Source organism: Lysobacter concretionis Ko07 = DSM 16239, from assembly GCF_000768345.1.
Lineage (GTDB): Bacteria > Pseudomonadota > Gammaproteobacteria > Xanthomonadales > Xanthomonadaceae > Novilysobacter > Novilysobacter concretionis.
Genome location: NZ_AVPS01000006.1, coordinates 90580 through 106866 on the forward strand (window position 1 = coordinate 90580; position 16287 = coordinate 106866).

At 68.0% G+C, this 16287-nt stretch carries 19 protein-coding genes; 14 read left to right on the top strand and 5 right to left on the bottom strand.

Annotation, left to right across the window (positions count from 1 at the left end; translation table 11 throughout):
• Positions 1-93: 93 nt before the first annotated feature.
• Genes thiS through N792_RS08635 form a run of 4 tightly spaced genes read left to right on the top strand, consistent with a single transcriptional unit; the run spans position 94 to position 3789 of the window.
• On the top strand, positions 94-294 hold the full coding sequence (thiS, locus tag N792_RS08620) for a sulfur carrier protein ThiS (RefSeq protein ID WP_036194135.1): 201 nt from the start codon (positions 94-96) through the stop codon (positions 292-294).
• 52 nt (positions 295-346) lie between these two features.
• Positions 347-1156 carry a thiazole synthase gene (locus N792_RS08625; protein ID WP_036194136.1) on the top strand — a complete coding sequence of 270 codons (810 nt, stop codon included), beginning with the start codon at positions 347-349 and terminating at the stop codon, positions 1154-1156.
• A complete protein-coding gene (gene trmB / locus N792_RS08630; RefSeq protein ID WP_052103820.1) occupies positions 1156-1911 on the top strand; it encodes a tRNA (guanosine(46)-N7)-methyltransferase TrmB in 756 nt (251 codons plus the stop codon). The genes N792_RS08625 and trmB overlap by 1 nt, the downstream gene beginning before the upstream one ends.
• Before the next feature lie 39 nt (positions 1912-1950).
• Complete coding sequence (locus N792_RS08635) at positions 1951-3789, top strand: SLC13 family permease (RefSeq protein WP_036194138.1); 1839 nt, start codon at positions 1951-1953, stop codon at positions 3787-3789.
• A 46-nt stretch (positions 3790-3835) separates the two neighbouring features.
• On the opposite strand, the gene N792_RS08640 is transcribed toward N792_RS08635, so the two are convergent.
• The gene (locus tag N792_RS08640; RefSeq protein ID WP_036194139.1) at positions 3836-4177 is read right to left on the bottom strand and encodes a Rieske (2Fe-2S) protein; all 342 of its coding nucleotides are present in this window, start codon (positions 4175-4177) and stop codon (positions 3836-3838) included.
• A gap of 185 nt (positions 4178-4362) precedes the next feature.
• Here N792_RS08640 and N792_RS08645 point away from each other — a divergent pair, with 185 nt between their 5' ends.
• The 5 genes from N792_RS08645 to N792_RS08665 all read left to right on the top strand — a co-directional run bounded on the left by N792_RS08645 (position 4363) and on the right by N792_RS08665 (position 9131).
• Complete coding sequence (locus N792_RS08645) at positions 4363-4677, top strand: hypothetical protein (protein ID WP_224743866.1); 315 nt, start codon at positions 4363-4365, stop codon at positions 4675-4677.
• Positions 4678-4679: 2 nt separating this feature from the next.
• Positions 4680-5408, top strand: a complete 729-nt coding sequence (locus N792_RS08650; RefSeq protein ID WP_036194143.1) for a fumarylacetoacetate hydrolase family protein — start codon at positions 4680-4682, stop codon at positions 5406-5408.
• Between the two features lie 36 nt (positions 5409-5444).
• Positions 5445-5861 (top strand): large conductance mechanosensitive channel protein MscL, encoded by a 417-nt coding sequence (mscL, locus tag N792_RS08655; protein ID WP_036194145.1) that lies wholly within the window; start codon positions 5445-5447, stop codon positions 5859-5861.
• A gap of 111 nt (positions 5862-5972) precedes the next feature.
• Positions 5973-7385: a M28 family peptidase gene (locus N792_RS08660; RefSeq protein ID WP_036194146.1), complete on the top strand. Its 1413-nt coding sequence runs from the start codon at positions 5973-5975 to the stop codon at positions 7383-7385.
• Positions 7386-7394: 9 nt separating this feature from the next.
• A complete protein-coding gene (locus N792_RS08665) occupies positions 7395-9131 on the top strand; it encodes an EAL domain-containing protein (RefSeq protein WP_052103822.1) in 1737 nt (578 codons plus the stop codon).
• Positions 9132-9154: 23 nt separating this feature from the next.
• Here N792_RS08665 and N792_RS08670 read toward each other — a convergent pair whose 3' ends face one another.
• The 4 genes from N792_RS08670 to flgA all read right to left on the bottom strand — a co-directional run bounded on the left by N792_RS08670 (position 9155) and on the right by flgA (position 11934).
• A complete protein-coding gene (locus N792_RS08670) occupies positions 9155-10468 on the bottom strand; it encodes an ATP-binding protein (protein WP_084105602.1) in 1314 nt (437 codons plus the stop codon).
• Entirely contained in the window at positions 10465-10818 is a 354-nt protein-coding gene (locus N792_RS08675) for a flagellar protein FlgN (RefSeq protein ID WP_425478868.1), read from the bottom strand. The genes N792_RS08670 and N792_RS08675 overlap by 4 nt, the downstream gene beginning before the upstream one ends.
• Positions 10815-11129 carry a flagellar biosynthesis anti-sigma factor FlgM gene (flgM, locus tag N792_RS08680; RefSeq protein ID WP_036194148.1) on the bottom strand — a complete coding sequence of 105 codons (315 nt, stop codon included), beginning with the start codon at positions 11127-11129 and terminating at the stop codon, positions 10815-10817. The genes N792_RS08675 and flgM overlap by 4 nt, the downstream gene beginning before the upstream one ends.
• Positions 11130-11241: 112 nt before the next feature.
• Positions 11242-11934 carry a flagellar basal body P-ring formation chaperone FlgA gene (flgA, locus tag N792_RS08685; protein WP_224743867.1) on the bottom strand — a complete coding sequence of 231 codons (693 nt, stop codon included), beginning with the start codon at positions 11932-11934 and terminating at the stop codon, positions 11242-11244.
• Positions 11935-12444: 510 nt separating this feature from the next.
• On the opposite strand from flgA, the gene N792_RS08690 reads away from it, so the two are divergent.
• The 5 genes from N792_RS08690 (at position 12445) to flgE (ending at position 16175) form a co-directional block, all read left to right on the top strand.
• On the top strand, positions 12445-13377 hold the full coding sequence (locus N792_RS08690; protein ID WP_036194150.1) for a chemotaxis protein: 933 nt from the start codon (positions 12445-12447) through the stop codon (positions 13375-13377).
• Positions 13378-13446: 69 nt separating this feature from the next.
• Positions 13447-13806 (top strand): flagellar basal body rod protein FlgB, encoded by a 360-nt coding sequence (gene flgB / locus N792_RS08695; protein WP_036194152.1) that lies wholly within the window; start codon positions 13447-13449, stop codon positions 13804-13806.
• A 12-nt stretch (positions 13807-13818) separates the two neighbouring features.
• Positions 13819-14223, top strand: coding sequence for a flagellar basal body rod protein FlgC (gene flgC, locus N792_RS08700; protein ID WP_036194153.1), 405 nt, complete (start codon positions 13819-13821; stop codon positions 14221-14223).
• A 26-nt stretch (positions 14224-14249) separates the two neighbouring features.
• Positions 14250-14918 carry a flagellar hook assembly protein FlgD gene (locus N792_RS08705; protein WP_036194155.1) on the top strand — a complete coding sequence of 223 codons (669 nt, stop codon included), beginning with the start codon at positions 14250-14252 and terminating at the stop codon, positions 14916-14918.
• A 36-nt stretch (positions 14919-14954) separates the two neighbouring features.
• A complete protein-coding gene (gene flgE, locus N792_RS08710) occupies positions 14955-16175 on the top strand; it encodes a flagellar hook protein FlgE (RefSeq protein WP_036194157.1) in 1221 nt (406 codons plus the stop codon).
• The last annotated feature ends 112 nt before the right edge of the window (positions 16176-16287 follow it).

Consider the following 16287-nt stretch of genomic DNA (forward strand, 5'->3'; position numbering starts at 1 on the left):
GGCAGGAAATGTCCCCACTTCACACCCCTTGGCTGAACCGAACCCCGAACCAGCGGACTGGCCACTTGCTCGCCCCCGCACGACAATGGCCGCATGAACATCACCCTCAACGGCGAGCGCCGTTCGCTCGCGACACCCACCACCCTGACCCAGTTGCTGCTGGCCGAAGGCCTGGCCGAGCGCCGCGTGGCGATTGAGGTCAACGGCGAGATCGTCCCGCGCAGCCTTCACGGCGAGCGTGCATTGGCCGATGGCGACACGATCGAGATCGTCCACGCGCTGGGCGGCGGCTGAATCCCGCCCGCGCCCGCCGCGTTCCGACCGCATCGGGTGCGATAATCCCGCCATGAACGCATTCAACGCCTCCGACTTCCGCGCCTCCGATCCGCTGGTGATCGCCGGTGTTTCCTACTCCTCGCGGCTGCTGACCGGTACCGGCAAATTCGTCGATCTGGACGAAACCCGCCGCGCCACCGAGGCCGCGGGAGCGCAGATCGTCACCGTCGCGATCCGCCGCACCAACATCGGCCAGAACCCGGGCGAGCCGAACCTGCTCGACGTGTTGCCGCCGGACCGCTTCACGATCCTGCCCAACACCGCCGGCTGCTACACCGCCGACGACGCGGTGCGCACCTGCCGCCTGGCGCGCGAACTGCTGGACGGCCGCAACCTGGTGAAGCTGGAAGTGCTGGGCGACCACAAGACGCTCTACCCCGACGTGGTGCACACCTTGAATGCGGCCGAGATGCTGGTGAAGGACGGCTTCGACGTGATGGTCTACACCTCCGACGACCCGATCCTGGCCAAGCGGCTGGAAGAGATCGGCTGCGTGGCGGTGATGCCGCTGGCGGCGCCGATCGGCTCGGGCCTGGGCATCCAGAACAAGTGGAACCTGATCGAGATCGTCGAGAACGCGAAGGTTCCGATCATCGTCGACGCCGGCGTGGGCACCGCCTCCGACGCCGCGATCGCGATGGAACTGGGTTGCGACGGCGTGCTGATGAACACCGCGATCGCCGGTGCCAAAAATCCCGTGTTGATGGCGCACGCGATGCAACTGGCGATCCAGGCCGGTCGTGCCGCGTTCAAGGCCGGACGGGTGCCGCGCAAGCGTTACGCCAGCGCCTCCAGTCCGGTGGAAGGCCTCATCGACTGATGTCGGACAGCGAGCAGCGGCCGCCCGCGCCGCCGAAGCCCTCTGGCAGGCAAGCCTCCGGCAAACCATTCACGGTCACCGAAGGCCATCGCCAGATCCGCAGCTTCGTGCTGCGTCAGGGCCGCTTCACGCCGGCCCAGCAACGCGCGTTCGACGAGCAATGGTCGCGTTTCGGCATCGACTACACCGGCGAACCGCGCGACTTCGATGCCGTGTTCGGGCGCTCCGCTCCGCGCGTGCTCGAGATCGGCTTCGGCAACGGCGAGGCGCTGCGCTTCGCCGCGCAGCACGACCGCGGGCGCGACCTGATCGGCATCGAGGTGCACGCGCCCGGTGTCGGCCGGCTGCTCAATGCGCTGGCGGAGGACGACGCGCAGAACGTCCGCCTGTACCACCACGATGCGGTGGAAGTGCTGAGCCATGAAGTCGCCGATGCCAGCCTCGACGAGGTGCGCATCTACTTCCCCGATCCGTGGCACAAGAAACGCCACAACAAGCGGCGACTCGTGCAGCCGGAGTTCGCCGCCCTGCTGGTGCGCAAGCTCGCAACGACCGGTCGCTTGCACCTCGCCACCGATTGGCACGACTATGCGGAGCAGATGTGGGACGTGCTGGATGCCACCGGCGGCATCGTCAACCGTGCCGGAAAACGCGGCAGCGTGCCGCGGCCCGAATGGCGCCCGCAGACGCATTTCGAGACCCGCGGCCAGAAGCTCGGCCACGGCGTCTGGGACCTTCTTTACGACCGCTGCTGACGGGCCGCACCAGACAGGACTGATGTGTTCAACCAGGGCATGGACACCGCGCTGACACTCACCACCGACATGAAGCTCGTCCTCGGGCTGGTGGTGTTCACGATGGTGATGTTCGTGTTCGAGCGCGTCCGCGCCGACGTCGTCGCCCTGGTGGTGCTGGTGTTGCTGGGCCTGTCCGGACTGGTCGCGCCGGAGGCCATCTTCAACGGCTTCTCGTCCAACGCGGTGATGAGCATCATCGCCACGATGATCCTGGGCGCGGGACTGGACCGCACCGGCGCGCTCAACCGCCTTGCCGCCTGGCTGCTGCGGCGCTCGCACGGCGTCGAGGAACGGCTGCTGATGCTGACCGGCGCAGTCGCCGGCCTCAATTCCTCGGTCATGCAGAACCCGGCGGTGATGGCGCTGTACCTGCCGGTCGCCTCGCGGATCTCCTCGCGCACCGGACTGACCCTGCCCCGGCTGCTGCTGCCGCTGGCGACCGCGATCGTGATGGGCGGCTCGCTGACGATGGTCGGCACCTCGCCGTTGATCCTGCTCAACGACCTGCTGCTCGCGGCCAACAGCAACCTGCCCTCGGGCGCGGCGTCGCTGGTGCCGCTGCAGATGTTCGCCACGCTCCCGATCGGCCTGGCGCTGCTGGCGACCTCACTGCTGTACTTCCGCTTCTTCGGCAACAAGCGCCTGCACGAAGGCGTCGGCAAGGGCGCGACGCCGGCGCGGACGCAAAGCTATTTCGCCAACGCCTACGGCATCGAAGGCGATGTCTACGAGCTCACCGTCACCGCCGACAGCCCGCTGGTGGGGATGTCGCTGGGCGAGGCGGAAAGCCTGCACGAGGCTCCGCTGATCCTCGCCATCAGGACCCAGGACGATGCACGTCTGTCGCCCTCGGCCGATTCGCGCATCTGGGTCGGCAGCGTGCTGGGCGCGATGGGGCCGAAACGGCAGGTCGCCGACTTCGCCCAGAACCAGATGCTGCGCATGAGTTCGCGGCTGCGCGTGTTCGGCGACCTGTTCAACCCCAGCCGCGCGGGCATTTCCGAGGCGGTGGTGCCGGCCACCTCGAAGTTCATCGGCAAGACCGCGCGCGACCTGCACCTGCGCAAGGTGCTCGGCCTGAGCCTGCTGGCGGTCAACCGCGACAAGAAGGTCGTGCGCGAGGACGTGCGCAACCTGCCGCTGCGCGCCGGCGACATGCTGGTGCTGCACAGCATCTGGACCAACCTGGCCGATGCCTCCAAGGGCAAGGACCTGGTGGTCGTGACCGACTACCCCAAAGGCGAACAGCGCCCGCACAAGCTGAAGGTCGCGCTGGGCATCTTCGCCCTGGCGATGCTGCTGGCGCTGTCCTCGCGCCTGCCGGTGTCGGTGGCGCTGATGACCGGCGTGGCGGGGATGTTGCTGACCGGGGTGATCCACATCGACGAGGCCTATGCGGCGATCAGCTGGAAAACCGTGTTCCTGATGGCCTGCCTGATCCCGCTGGGCTGGGCGATGGATTCCAGCGGCGCGGCGGCGTGGGTCGCCGGGCACAGCATCGAGCGCCTGCCCGACGGGACTCCCGCCTGGCTGCTGCAGTTGCTGCTGGGCCTGCTGACCACCGCGTTCTCGCTGGTGATCGGCCATGTCGGCGCCGCGATTGTGATGGTGCCGCTGGCGATCAACGTCGCGCTCGCCGCCGGCGGCAACCCGACCGTCTTCGCGCTGGTCGTCGCGCTGTCGGCATCCAACAACTTCATGACCGCCTCCAACCCGGTGATCTCGATGGTCACCGGCCCGGCCGGATACACCAGCAAGGAACTCTGGCGGGTCGGCGGCCCGTTGTCGCTGGCCTACACGGGGATCGCGGTGCTGATGGTGAACCTGGTGTTCTGAGTCGCCGGCGGTCGCCGCTCAGGCGTGGCCGCTCAGTCGTCGCCGCTCAGGAGCCGGGCTTCAACCACACCGCGCCGTCGCGCACTTCCACCTCGACCGCGCGCAGGGATTCGCCACGACAGGGCCCGCCGACGCACTCGCCGCCCTGGAGCTCGAAAGTCGCACCGTGTGCGGCGCACACCAGCAGGCCATCCTTGCTCTTGAGGAACTGGCCCGGCGCCCAGTCGAGCTGACGGCCCGCATGCGGGCAGACGTTGATCCAGGCGCGCACATCGTCGCCGTCGCGGTACAGGACCAATGGTTCGATATCGCCATCGAGGTCGGCACCGGCCACGGCAAAGCCGCCATCAACGATGCGGTCCAGGGAAATCAACGCGGATGTGTTCATGGCAGGCGACTCGTGCTGGGAAAGGGCGTGGCGGCGGGGGCTGCGATTGCCCGGCAGGGCACCCTGATCGAACCGGAAGCGCGCCTGTCCAGGTCGCGCAGCCCCGGAAGATTTAACGAAGTTCTCACAAGTTTTTCCGCGTCAGCAGGGATACTGCGGCGTCCGGCTTTCCGCCGCATTGTGGCATGACGTACCGAATGAGCAGCCAGAGTTTCCGCTTCGACCAGCACTTCTTCCAATCGCGCATGCGTGCCGCGTTCGCCCCGCGCAAGCCGCGCAACGCCTTGTTGCGCTTCCTGCTCGGGGCGGTCGGCCTGGGCCTGCTGGTCTTGCTGGTCGCATTCGGGGCCATGGTGGGCGCGTGCATGCTCGCCGTCGGGCTGGTCTACAAGCTGGTGTGGGGACGTGGCAAGCCGATCGCCGGTGGCCACGCCCAGCACGACCCGCGCGTGGTCGAAGGCGAGTACCGCGTGGTCGAAAAATCCGCCCTGCAGCGTTGACCATGACCGACGTGATCGCGGCGCCGCCGCAGGTTCGCATCCCGGTCCGTTCAACGGGCCCTTCCTCGTTTTTCCCGGTCCGCCGGATCTACTGCGTCGGCCGCAATTTCGCCGAACATGCGCGCGAAATGGGCGCCGCCGTGCCGGCCTCACCGGCCGAGCGCGGCCACCCGGTGCTGTTCTGCAAGCCGGCCGACGCGCTGGTGCTCGACGGCGTGGTGCCCTATCCGCGGGGCAGCCGCGAGCTGCACCACGAGGTCGAGCTGGTGGTCGCGCTGGGTGCCGATGCACCCGCCGGCATCCTTGATCCCGCCGAGGCGTCCGCGCTGGTATTCGGCTACGCCATCGGCCTCGACCTGACCCGTCGCGACCTGCAGGCCGCGGCCAAGGCCAAGGGCCTGCCCTGGGATACCGGCAAGGCGTTCGACCACTCCGCACCGGTCAGCCAACTGGTTCCCGCGGCCGAAGTCGGGGACCTCGCACAATGCAGCCTGACGCTCGTCGTCAATGGTGAGAAGCGTCAGCACGCATCGCTTACCGACCTGATCTGGACGGTGCCGGAGATCCTGCACGAGCTGTCCACGCTGTTCGCGTTGCGCGCCGGCGACCTGGTATTCATGGGCACGCCGGCCGGCGTCGGCCCGCTGCATCCGGGCGATGCGTTCACCGCCAGCCTCGATGGCGTGATCGACCTGCAGGGGCATGTGACAAGCGGCGACGCCGGACTATAGTCGGCGCACGCAGCCTCATTCCACGGAGAACACGAGATGAGCATGGTCAACGAGTTCAAGGAGTTCATCGCACGCGGCAACGTACTCGACCTCGCGGTCGCGGTGGTCATCGGTGCGGCATTCGGCAAGATCGTCACCGCGCTGGTGGACGGCATCATCATGCCGGTGGTCGGCATGGCGATGGGCGGCGTCGATTTCTCGCAGTTGTTCGTTTCGCTGGACGGCAAGGACTACGCCAACCTGGCCATCGCCCAGGAAGCGGCAGCACCGGTCATCACCTACGGCGCGTTCATCCAGACGATCATCGACTTCCTGCTGATCGCGTTCGTGATCTTCATGATGCTCAAGGCCTACAACAACCTGCGCAAGGCCGAGGCCGCCGAAGAGACGCCGGCGGAGCCGACCGAGGACATCGTCCTGCTGCGCGAGATCCGCGATTCGCTCAAGCGCTGATCCCAGGTTCCGCGCCGGCTGCCGCCGGCGCGTGACTTGAGGCACAAAGCCACGAAGCCACGCGCTGTTAAGCTCGTGGCTTCGTCGTTTTTCTGTCCGGGAAAATACCGCATGCGCATGATGCCGTTGCTGCTCGCCCTCGCCCTCGGTTCGATCTGCGGCGTCACCCACGCCCAGGAGGTCCGGCGCGAGACCGTCATTCCGGCGGCCGCGCTCGACACGGCCACGCAACTGCGGCAGACGGCGCTGGCCAGCGACCTGGGCTACCGGATCACCGAGTCGCTGACCACCGAGATCGGTCCGCGGCTGGCCGGCAGCGAGGCCGATGCACGCGCGGTGGCCTGGGCCAAGGCCAAGTTCGAGCAACTGGGTTACGACAAGGTGTGGACCGAGCCGGTGACGTTCCCGAAATGGGAGCGCCGCAGCGAAAGCGCCCACGTGCTGGGGGCCAACGCGCAGCCATTGGTGTTGACGGCACTGGGCGGCAGCCCGGGCGGCACGGTGGAAGCCGAGGTCGTGCGCTTCGCCGATCTGGCGGCACTGGAGGCGGTCGCGGCGGGTTCGCTGGCCGGCAGGATCGCCTTCATCGACCAGAAAATGGAACGCGCCCGCGACGGCAGCGGCTACGGCGCAAGCTCGCGCGTGCGCAGCCGTGGTCCGTCGGCGGCGATCCGCGCCGGCGCGGCTGGCTACCTGATGCGCTCGGCCGGCACCGACTCCCACCGCATGCCGCATACCGGCATCACCCGCTTCGACGACGGCCTGACCCCGGTGCCGTCGGCGGCCCTGTCCGTCCCCGACGCCGACCAGCTCACCCGCCTCCTCGCCCTGGGCCATCCGATCCGGGTGCGCATGGCGCTGGATTGCGGCTGGAACGGCGAGGCCACCTCGTACAACGTGATCGGCGAAATGACCGGCAGCACGCTGCCCGATGAAGTCGTGCTGATCGGCGGCCACCTGGACTCCTGGGATGCCGGCACCGGCGCGATCGACGATGCGGCCGGCGTCGGCCTGACGATGGCCGCGGGCAAACTGATCGGCGACCTGCCCACACGCCCGGCGCGCACGATCCGGGTGGTCGCGTTCGCCAACGAAGAGCAGGGGCTGCACGGCGGCATTGCCTACGCCAAGGCCCATGCCGACCGCATCAGGCAGCACCAGATCGCCGCCGAGAGCGATTTCGGCGCCGGCCGCATCTACGGCTTCGACACCTCCGCGCCGGAGCACGCCAAGGCCGCGGCGGCACAGATCGCGCAGGCGCTGGCACCGCTCGGCATCGCCTATACCCCCGGCGAAGGCAGCCCGGGACCGGACATCAGCCCGTTCGCGCGCGACGGCGTGGCCTGGGCGAACCTGCGCCAGGACGGCACCGACTACTTCGACCTGCACCACACGCCCGACGACACTTTCGACAAGATCGACCCCGAGGCGCTGGCGCAGAACGTCGCCGCCTACGCGGTGTTCGCCTACCTGGCCGCAGCGGCGGAAGGCGATTTCGGCCGCGCGGCGGGCGGCAAGGACTAGCCCGGCAGCATGTCGAAGCGCTACGACGATTTCGGTTACATCTCCCTCGACCCGGTCGCGGGGATCTATCGTCTTGGCGCCAACGGCCCCAGCCTGACCACGGCCCTGGCCGCGGCCAGCGCGACCCGTCGCCAGGTCGCGTTGCTGCATATCGACATCGACATGTTCAACTCGATCAACGTGAACATGGGCGAAGAAGTCGGCGACAAGGTGCTTGCCGCCGTCGCCCAACGGTTGCGCAAGACGCTGCCGCCGGACGGCTGGCTGTGGCGGCTGGCCAGCGACGAGTTCATCGCCGCGATCGGCTACCGCGAGGGCGAATCCGACGGCAGCAACGTCGCCGACCAGATCCGCGACGAGTTCGAGATCCCGTTGTCGATCCCGCCGTATACCCTGCCGATCACGCTGTCGATCGGCGTGGCGGTGTTTCCCGACCACGCCAACAATGCTGCCGTCCTGCTGGCCAAGGCCGAGCAGGCACTGCTGCAGGTCAAGCAGCAGGGCCTCGACAACGTCGGCCTGTATACGGCCACCCCGGTCCCGGCGGCCTCCAGTGACGGCTTCGCCGAGCGCTTCGTGGAAGCGCTGGACAACAACGAGTTCCGCCTGTTCTACCAGCCCCTGATCAACGCCAACGACGGTGGTCTGTGCGGCTTCAGCGCGCTGGTGCGCTGGCAGACCGAGCATCACGGACTGCTGGCGCCGAACCGCTTCATGGAAATCATCGAACGGGTCGGCCTGTCCGCGCGGCTGGGCTGGTGGGTGGTGGAAGCGGCAATGCGCCAGCTCGCGCAATGGCGGCAGCAGGGGCTGGACTACCTCGACGTGTCGGTGCACCTGACCGACGAGCTGTTGACCCAGCGCGACTGCCTGGACCGGATCGGGGAGCTGCTGCACCGCCACGACCTGTCGCCGCGGGCGCTGGAGTTCGAGATCCCGGAGAGCGCACTGGCGCTGGATGCGCGCCAGGTGCAGGAGAACCTGATCGGCCTGCGCGCCTTGGGAGCGATCCTGACCGTGCGCGATTTCGGGCTGGGCGGACTGAGCATCGCGGCACTGGCGCAGTACCCGCTGGACCGGCTGAAGATCGACCGCAGTTTCATCCGCAATGTCGCCAGCGACAACCGCAGCGCGGCGATCGTGCGCGGCATCATCGCGATGGGCCACAACCTGGGCATGAAGGTCACCGCCAAGGGCGTGGAAAACGAGACCGAACTGGGCTTCCTGCGCCGCAACCATTGCGACTTCTTCCAGGGCTACCTGTTCAGCGCGCCGGCCCCGGCCGAGGAGCTGGACGAGATGATCCGCCGTCGCTTCCTGCTGCCGTCCGCGTTTGCCCCGACCCGTCCCGAACGCACCCTGCTGCTGCTGGACGACGAGGAGAACGTGCTGCGCTCACTGGTGCGCCTGTTCCGCCGCGACGGCTACCAGGTGCTGGCCGCGAACAGCGTGCGCGAGGCGTTCGACCTGCTCGCCGGCAACACGGTCCAGGTCATCCTGTCCGACCAGCGCATGCCGGACATGAGCGGGACCGAGTTCCTGACCCGCGTGCGCGAGCTCTACCCCGACACCGTGCGCATGGTGCTGTCGGGCTACACCGACCTGGCCACGATCACCGAGGCGATCAACCACGGCGCGATCTACCGCTTCCTGACCAAGCCCTGGAATGACGAGGAACTGCGCGACCACATCCAGGCCGCGTTCCGTGCCTATGAACAGCAGGCCAGCGACGAGACGGCGTATTAGGCGGAACGCACCAGGTGCAATGACTAGACTGGCGGCGCTCCGGCACGCGGCGGATCGGGCTGCGACACCGGCAACACGACCCGGAACGTGCTGCCGACACCGAGCCGGCTGGACACCTCGATCCGCCCGTGGTGCTTGGCGATGATGCTGTAGCAGATCGCCAGCCCCAGCCCGGTGCCGCGACCGATCGGCTTGGTGGTGTAGAAGGGGTCGAAGATCCGCTGCAGCACCTCGTCGGGAATGCCGCAACCGCTGTCGCTGATGCTGATCCAGACCTCGCCGTCGTCCGCACCGGTCGCAAGCACCAGCGTGCCGCGCTCGTGGATCGCGTGGCCGGCGTTGATCAGCAGGTTCATCAGCACCTGGTTGATCTCCGAGGCGTGGCACTCCACCAGCGGCAACCGGCCGTAGTACTTCTCGACGCGGACCTTGTACTTCAGGTCGTTCCAGACAATGTTGAGGGTCGATTCCAGGCCTTTCTGGATATCCGACGGACGCATCGGCTCATCGGGTCCGATGCGGGAAAAATCCTTCAGGTCCTGGACGATCTTGGTGACCCGCTCGATGCCTTCGCGCGACTCCGCCAGCAACTGCGGAACGTCACCGATGATGAAGTCGATATCCAGCCGGCTGCGCATCGCCTGCAGCGCCTCGCGCTTGCCGGCCTGGCCTTCATCCGGCCGCGCATCATCTTGCCGCGCGTCGCCCTGCAGCGCTGAGGCGTAGGCGTCCAGCAGCGCCAGCAACGAGTCGACGTACTCCTGCAGCGTGCCCAGGTTGGAGTGCACGTAGCCGACCGGGTTGTTGATCTCGTGCGCCACGCCGGCGGCAAGCTGGCCGATGGAGGCCATCTTCTCCGATTGCAGCAGTTGCTCCTGGGTGCCGGCGAGCCGCTCGTAGGTGGTCTGCAGTTCGTCGTGGCGGCTCTGCAGCTCGGCCTCGCGGGCGGAACGCGCAGTGACATCGACAAAGGTCGCGAACCGGCATCGATCGCCGCCGTTCTCGGAAAACAGCTTGATCTCCAGCACCGTCGGCGGCTTGTCGAGCCGGATTTCACCGGTCCAGCGTCCCTCGCATCGGGCGATTTCCCACGCGCCTGCCGGGATATGGCCGAGCAGGCGGTCGATGGGGTCGGGAGCCGGGTCGGCTTCAGTGTCTGGAGTTGCCGCAGGGGGAGCGGGCTGCAGCGCCTGGGCGAGTGTATTGGCGGCGGGATTGGCCTGGGCGGCCCCGCTGTCCGGGTGAAACAGGACGATCGCTACGTCCGCCAACGACAACACCGTCAGCAGGTCATCACTCCATGGACGGATATCGCCGGGTCGATCTTTGTCGCTCATCCCACTCCGAGACTGCGCACCTGCGGGCGGGCGCTGGACTGTCCCCCCGCATCGTACACGCCGACCGAATCCAGCCGGCCGAGGTGGCGCAAGGCCCAGGTGACTTCGCGCCGACGGCGGGCGAGCAGTACGCTGTTGTCGCGATTGAGTTCGCTCAGCGCGATCACGCGCCCCGACACGTCGTCGCTGAGCGGCCGCGCCTCGACCTGCCGCAGCGCGACCAGCTTGGCCCGGGTCGAATCCAGCAGCGCATCGACGTCATGATCCAGCAGCGCCTGGCGCTCGGCGCGCAGGGCATGCTCGAGGGCGTCCAGCGACGCCAGCATCGACGGCTGGGTCGCCAGGGTCATTTCTGCAACGCTTCCTCGAAGGCCAGCATCCGGGTGGCGATCTGCTCCGGGTCGATCCGGTAGCTGCCGTCGGCCAGCGCCGCACGCAGCGCGTTGACCTTGGTCACGTCGATGCCGGCCGGTGCCGCACCGAGAGAGCGTTCCAGCGCCTGCAGCCCCGCCGCCTCGCCCGTCAGCCGCATGCTGTCGGCCGGCGGAGTCGCCGCCACCGGCTGGGAACGGTCTTCGCCGGCACGGGCGCGAGCCGGGCCCGTCGATGCAAGCTCGACGGCGCGGGCCGCCATCGGACTGCCGTTGATCTGGTTGGACATCACACGCTCCTGATTGCTCGGTCATGTGGGGTAACGACCGCGCCGGACGGAACTTTAGCCCTGTCTGGAAAAACGTTCAGCGCGGCAGCTCCACCCCCGACCTCCCGCGGCATCAACGCACCACTTCCACCAGGCCATCGCCGACCAGGCGACCGCGGATGATACGCCGGGAGCCGAGATTCTCGACCGCCACCGTCTCGCCCGGCGCGGCCCGGCCCAGCGCGCGACCGCTCATGCGCACTTCCACCCCACCCACCCGCGACACCAGCATCACCGGGTCGCCGCGCTTGAGCAGGCTGCCGTTGGCGAGGTCGGTGCGGGTCAACGCGCTTCCCGGTACCAGCCCCTGGACCGCGGTCATTCCGATCACCTCGACCGGATCATCAAATACCGCTGCGCCAGCGCCGGCGATGTCGCGACGGCCCATCGCGATGTGTTCCGCCGTGATCGGCTGGCCCGCCGGCACCGGCCGGGTCAACACCACCACATCGGCCTCCTTGCGCACACGTACGGGCACATAGACACGCCAGCCGGGCGCATCGCCGCAGTGCACCTCCACCGTCCGCGGGCCGGTCGGCCGTGCCTGCAGCGCCGTGCTGCAGGCCGCCAGGCGCAAGGCCGAGTCGACCATCGCCTCCGAACCGGTACCGGTGACGCCCAGCGCCGCCAATGCCGCCTCGCGGATTGCCGCCGGATCGGTCGTGCCTTCGGTGGCGGACAGCGGAGCCGCAGCGACCGACACGATGAACGCCAACACGATGCTGGACAGGGCACGGGATGGAGCACTGGATAAAAACAGGTGCACGGCACTCTCTGGGCAGGAACCTCCCATCCCACAAGCAAATTGCATGCCGGGAGGCGCTTTGCCCGTTGATCCGCACGCGATCGTTCGCTTCTGTAGGAGCGGGCTTCAGCCGCGAACGCACGGAAACCGCACGTGCCGGACGCGTCCACCCGGGCGAAAGGAAAGCGGTGCGGATGTAACCGCCGTCGCGTGCGAACCGGTGCGATCGCGGCAACCGACGCACAGGTCGCAGCTTACGCAGCTCCTACAACAACCAGATCGCGCTCACCCGGGTGTAGGAGCGACGTGAGTCGCGAACGCGCAGAGACTGCACTTGCCAGCACCTGTGCATGACCGGACGGAAAGCGGTGCCGATATCGTCACCGTCCCATGCGAAGCAGCGCAATCGCGGGGGCGGATGGTCAGGTCGCAGCTTACGCAGCTCCTACAACACACCAGGGCGCGCGGCTTTCGCAGCGCTTTCCGCACATCGACCCTCAAGAACCGCCGGAGTTCGCCGACAACGCCTGCATGAGCCACCAACTGCTGGACCGAATCGACCAACGCACCCGCCTGGCGGGGCACAACCGGCTGGCCCTGTTGCTGTTCCGGCTGGGGCCGCGTCAGCTTTTTGGCGTCAACGTGTTCAAGGTGCAGGAAGTCATCCCGCGGCCGCCGCTGTTCACCCTGCCGCAGCTGCCGTCGGCGTTCAGTGGCGCGGCCGATATCCGCGGCCGCACGGTGCCGGTGCTCGACCTGGCGCGGGCGATCGGCTACGACACCAAGGGCGCGCCGCCGCCGGAGTACCTGGTGGTCACCGAGTTCAACCGCAGCGTGCAGGGTTTCCTGGTGGCCGGCGTGGACCGCATCGTCAACGTCGCGGTCGAGGACATCCAGCCGCCACCGGACCTGGGCGGCGATGGCAACTACCTGACCGGCGTGACCCGCCACCATGGCGAGCTGATCCAGCTGATCGACGTGGAAAGCGTGCTGGCGGAGTCCTGCCCGCGGCCCAGCGACGCCGGCAGCATCATCGCGCTGCAGCCGGTCGCGGGCGTTCCGCAGGAAGTGCTGGTGGTGGACGACTCGCGCGTCGCGCGCAACCAGATCCGCTCGGTGCTGGAGCAGCTCGGCCTGCCGGCAACCCTGCTGTCGGATGGCCGCCAGGCACTGGAGCACCTGCAGCAACTGGCCGAAAGCGGCCTGCCGCCGCAGCAGCGCTATGCGATGGTGATCTCGGATATCGAGATGCCGGCGATGGACGGCTACACGCTGACGACGGAAATCCGACGCGACCCGATGCTGCGCGGCCTGTACGTCCTGCTGCACACCTCGCTGTCGGGCGTGTTCAACCATGCGATGGTGGAGCGCGTGGGCGCGGACGATTTCGTGCCCAAGTACTCCGAGAACGAACTGGCGCAACGCATTGCCGTGCGCATGAGCGCGCTCCAGAAAACGGGTTGAGGCCTGTCCGCGGCCGCTCTGGCACGCCGCTTGCTTGACTCCGGGTGAACACGCACCCCGGAGGGCGCAATGTCCGATTTCCTTGGTATCCACGGCACCGCGCTGGCCCTGCGAGAGCAGCGCCTGCAGCTGCTTGCCTCCAACCTCGCCAACGCCGACACCCCGGGCTTCCAGGCCCAGGACATGGACTTCAGCAGTGCCCTGCGCGCCGCGCTGCAACCCGACCGCGGTGTAGGCGACCACATCACGCAGGCCGCACAGGCGGCCCGCTACGCCCCCGCCTCCACCCAGCCCAGCATGGACGGCAACACCGTGGACGGAGAGCGGGCCAAGGCCGCGTTCGCCCAGGCGTCGCTGGAATACCGCGCCTCGCTGTCGTTCGTCGAGTCCAAGGTGCGCGGCATGTTGACCGCGATCACCGGGCAATAAGGAGCGATCGCGATGACCCTCCCGATCTTCGACGTCGCCGGTTCGGCGATGAACGCCCAGTCGGTGCGCCTCAGCACCGTGGCCAGCAACCTCGCCAATGCCGACTCGGTATCCGGTGACCCGGATGCGGTCTACCGCCCGCTGCATCCGGTGTTTTCCGCCGAGACGGTGGCCGGCAAACCCGAACTGGCCGGCGTGCAGGTCAAGGAAGTCACCCGGTCCGACGCCGCGCCGATCCGCCGCTACGACCCCGGCCACCCGCTGGCCGACGACGGCGGCTACGTCTACGCGCCCGACATCGATCCGGTCGCGCAGATGGTCGACATGATCTCCGCCTCGCGCAGCTACCAGGCCAACGTGGAGGTGTTCAACACCGCCAAGGAACTGGCCATGGCGACCTTGAACATGGGCAAGTAGCCCACCCGCACTGACGAGACGACCCCATGACCAGCATCACCGGCACCAACAACGACAACCCCTACGGGGCGCTCGGCCTGGCCCCGCAGGCCAACGACCGCAGCACCTCGCTGGGCCAGGCCGACTTCCTGCGCCTGATGACCGAGCAGCTCAAGAACCAGGACCCGCTGAAGCCGCTGGACAACAACCAGTTCCTCGGCCAGCTGGCGCAGTTCTCCACCGTGCAGGGCATCGACAACATGCAGTCCGCGATGGGCTCGATGGCCAGCGTGATGGAGTCCGACCAGACCCTGCGCGCGGCCAGCCTGGTCGGCCGCGAGGCGCTGGTGGCGGCCGACAAGGTCGACCTGGCGGCCGGTGCCGGCACGCATGGCGAGATCGTCGCCACCACCGCCGGCACGATCCAGATCGAGATTGTCGACAGCGCCGGCGCGATCGTACGCAAGACCAGCGTCGAGGCCGGCGCGGCCGGCAACGTCCCCTGGCAGTGGGACGGCCGCAACGACGATGGCGAGCCGATCGCCGCCGGCCAGTACTCCATCCGTGCCACCAGCGGCACGGGCAAGGACGCCGAAACCCTCGACCTGCGCCTGTCCGCGAAGGTGGACAGCGTCTCCATCGAGCCGACCGGGCTCGTCCTCAATCTTTCAGGTCTTGGCAGCCACCCGCTGTCCTCGATCCGTCGTGTCGGCTGACCGCCGCCTTCCACCGCCCCTCCAGGAGCACACCGCATGAGTTTCCGCATCTCGCTCAGTGGCATGAACGCGGCCACGTCCGACCTCAACGTCACGTCCAACAACATCGCCAACGCCAACACCACCGGCTTCAAGCAGTCGCGCGCGGAATTCGCCGACGTGTTCCCGGTCTCCGCCTACGGCCTGTCGCGCAACGCGATCGGCGCGGGCGTCAAGCTGGCCCAGGTCGCGCAGCAGTTCGACCAGGGCAACGTCGAGTTCAGCGGCAAGGCGCTGGACCTGGCCATCAGCGGCCAGGGCTTCTTCACCATGTCCAACAACGGCGCCACCGTGTACTCGCGCGCCGGCAATTTCGGTGCCGACGCCGACGGATTCGTGGTCAATCCCGCCGGCCACCGCCTGCAGGTGTTCCCGCCCAGCGCCAGTGGCATCGGCTTCGATACCGGCCGGCTCGGCGATCTGCAACTGGCGGTCGGGGACGCCCCGCCGCGGGCCACCGGCAAGGTCGACATCGGCACCAACCTGTCGGCCGAGGCCAAGCCGCCGGCCATCACGCCGTTCGACGGCAACGACCCGGAGACCTACACCCACACCACCTCGCTGACCGTGTACGACTCGCTGGGTGCGGCGCACACGCAATCGATGCATTTCGTGAAGACCGCCAACGCCAACGAGTGGGAGATCCATACCTCCATCGACGGCACCGCCACCGGCGCACCGACCACGCTGCAGTACTCCGATACCGGTGCGCTGCTGTCGCCCAGCCCGGGCCGGTTCCCGATGCCGCCCCACGACCCCGGCAACGGCGCAGCGCCGATGGCGATCACCCTCGACCTGGGCAACTCCACCCAGTACGGAAACAAGTTCGGCGTCTCCGCGCTGGTGCAGGACGGCCATGCCACCGGCCGCCTGACCGGCATCGAGGTGTCGGCCGAAGGCGTCGTCAACGCGCGCTACACCAACGGCGTGTCGACCCCGCTGGGCCAGGTCGCACTGACCAACTTCGCCAACCCGCAGGGTCTGCAGTCGCTGGGCGACAACGCCTGGGCGGAGACCGCGGAGTCCGGTGATGCGCGCGTGGGCACCGCCGGCTCGTCGGCGTTCGGCATGGTCCAGGGCGGCGCGCTGGAAGCGTCCAACGTCGACCTGACCGAGCAGCTGGTCAACATGATCACCGCGCAGCGCAACTTCCAGGCCAACGCGCAGATGATCTCCACCCAGGACCAGATCACCCAGACCGTGATCAACATCCGCTGATGATCCGCCCCGGTTCCGCAGCGACAACGCAACAACGAACGTCCCTGGGTTCCCGCCTGCGCGGGAACGACGGTACCGGGGCGTCATCCCCGCGCGCCCTCTTGACGTCATC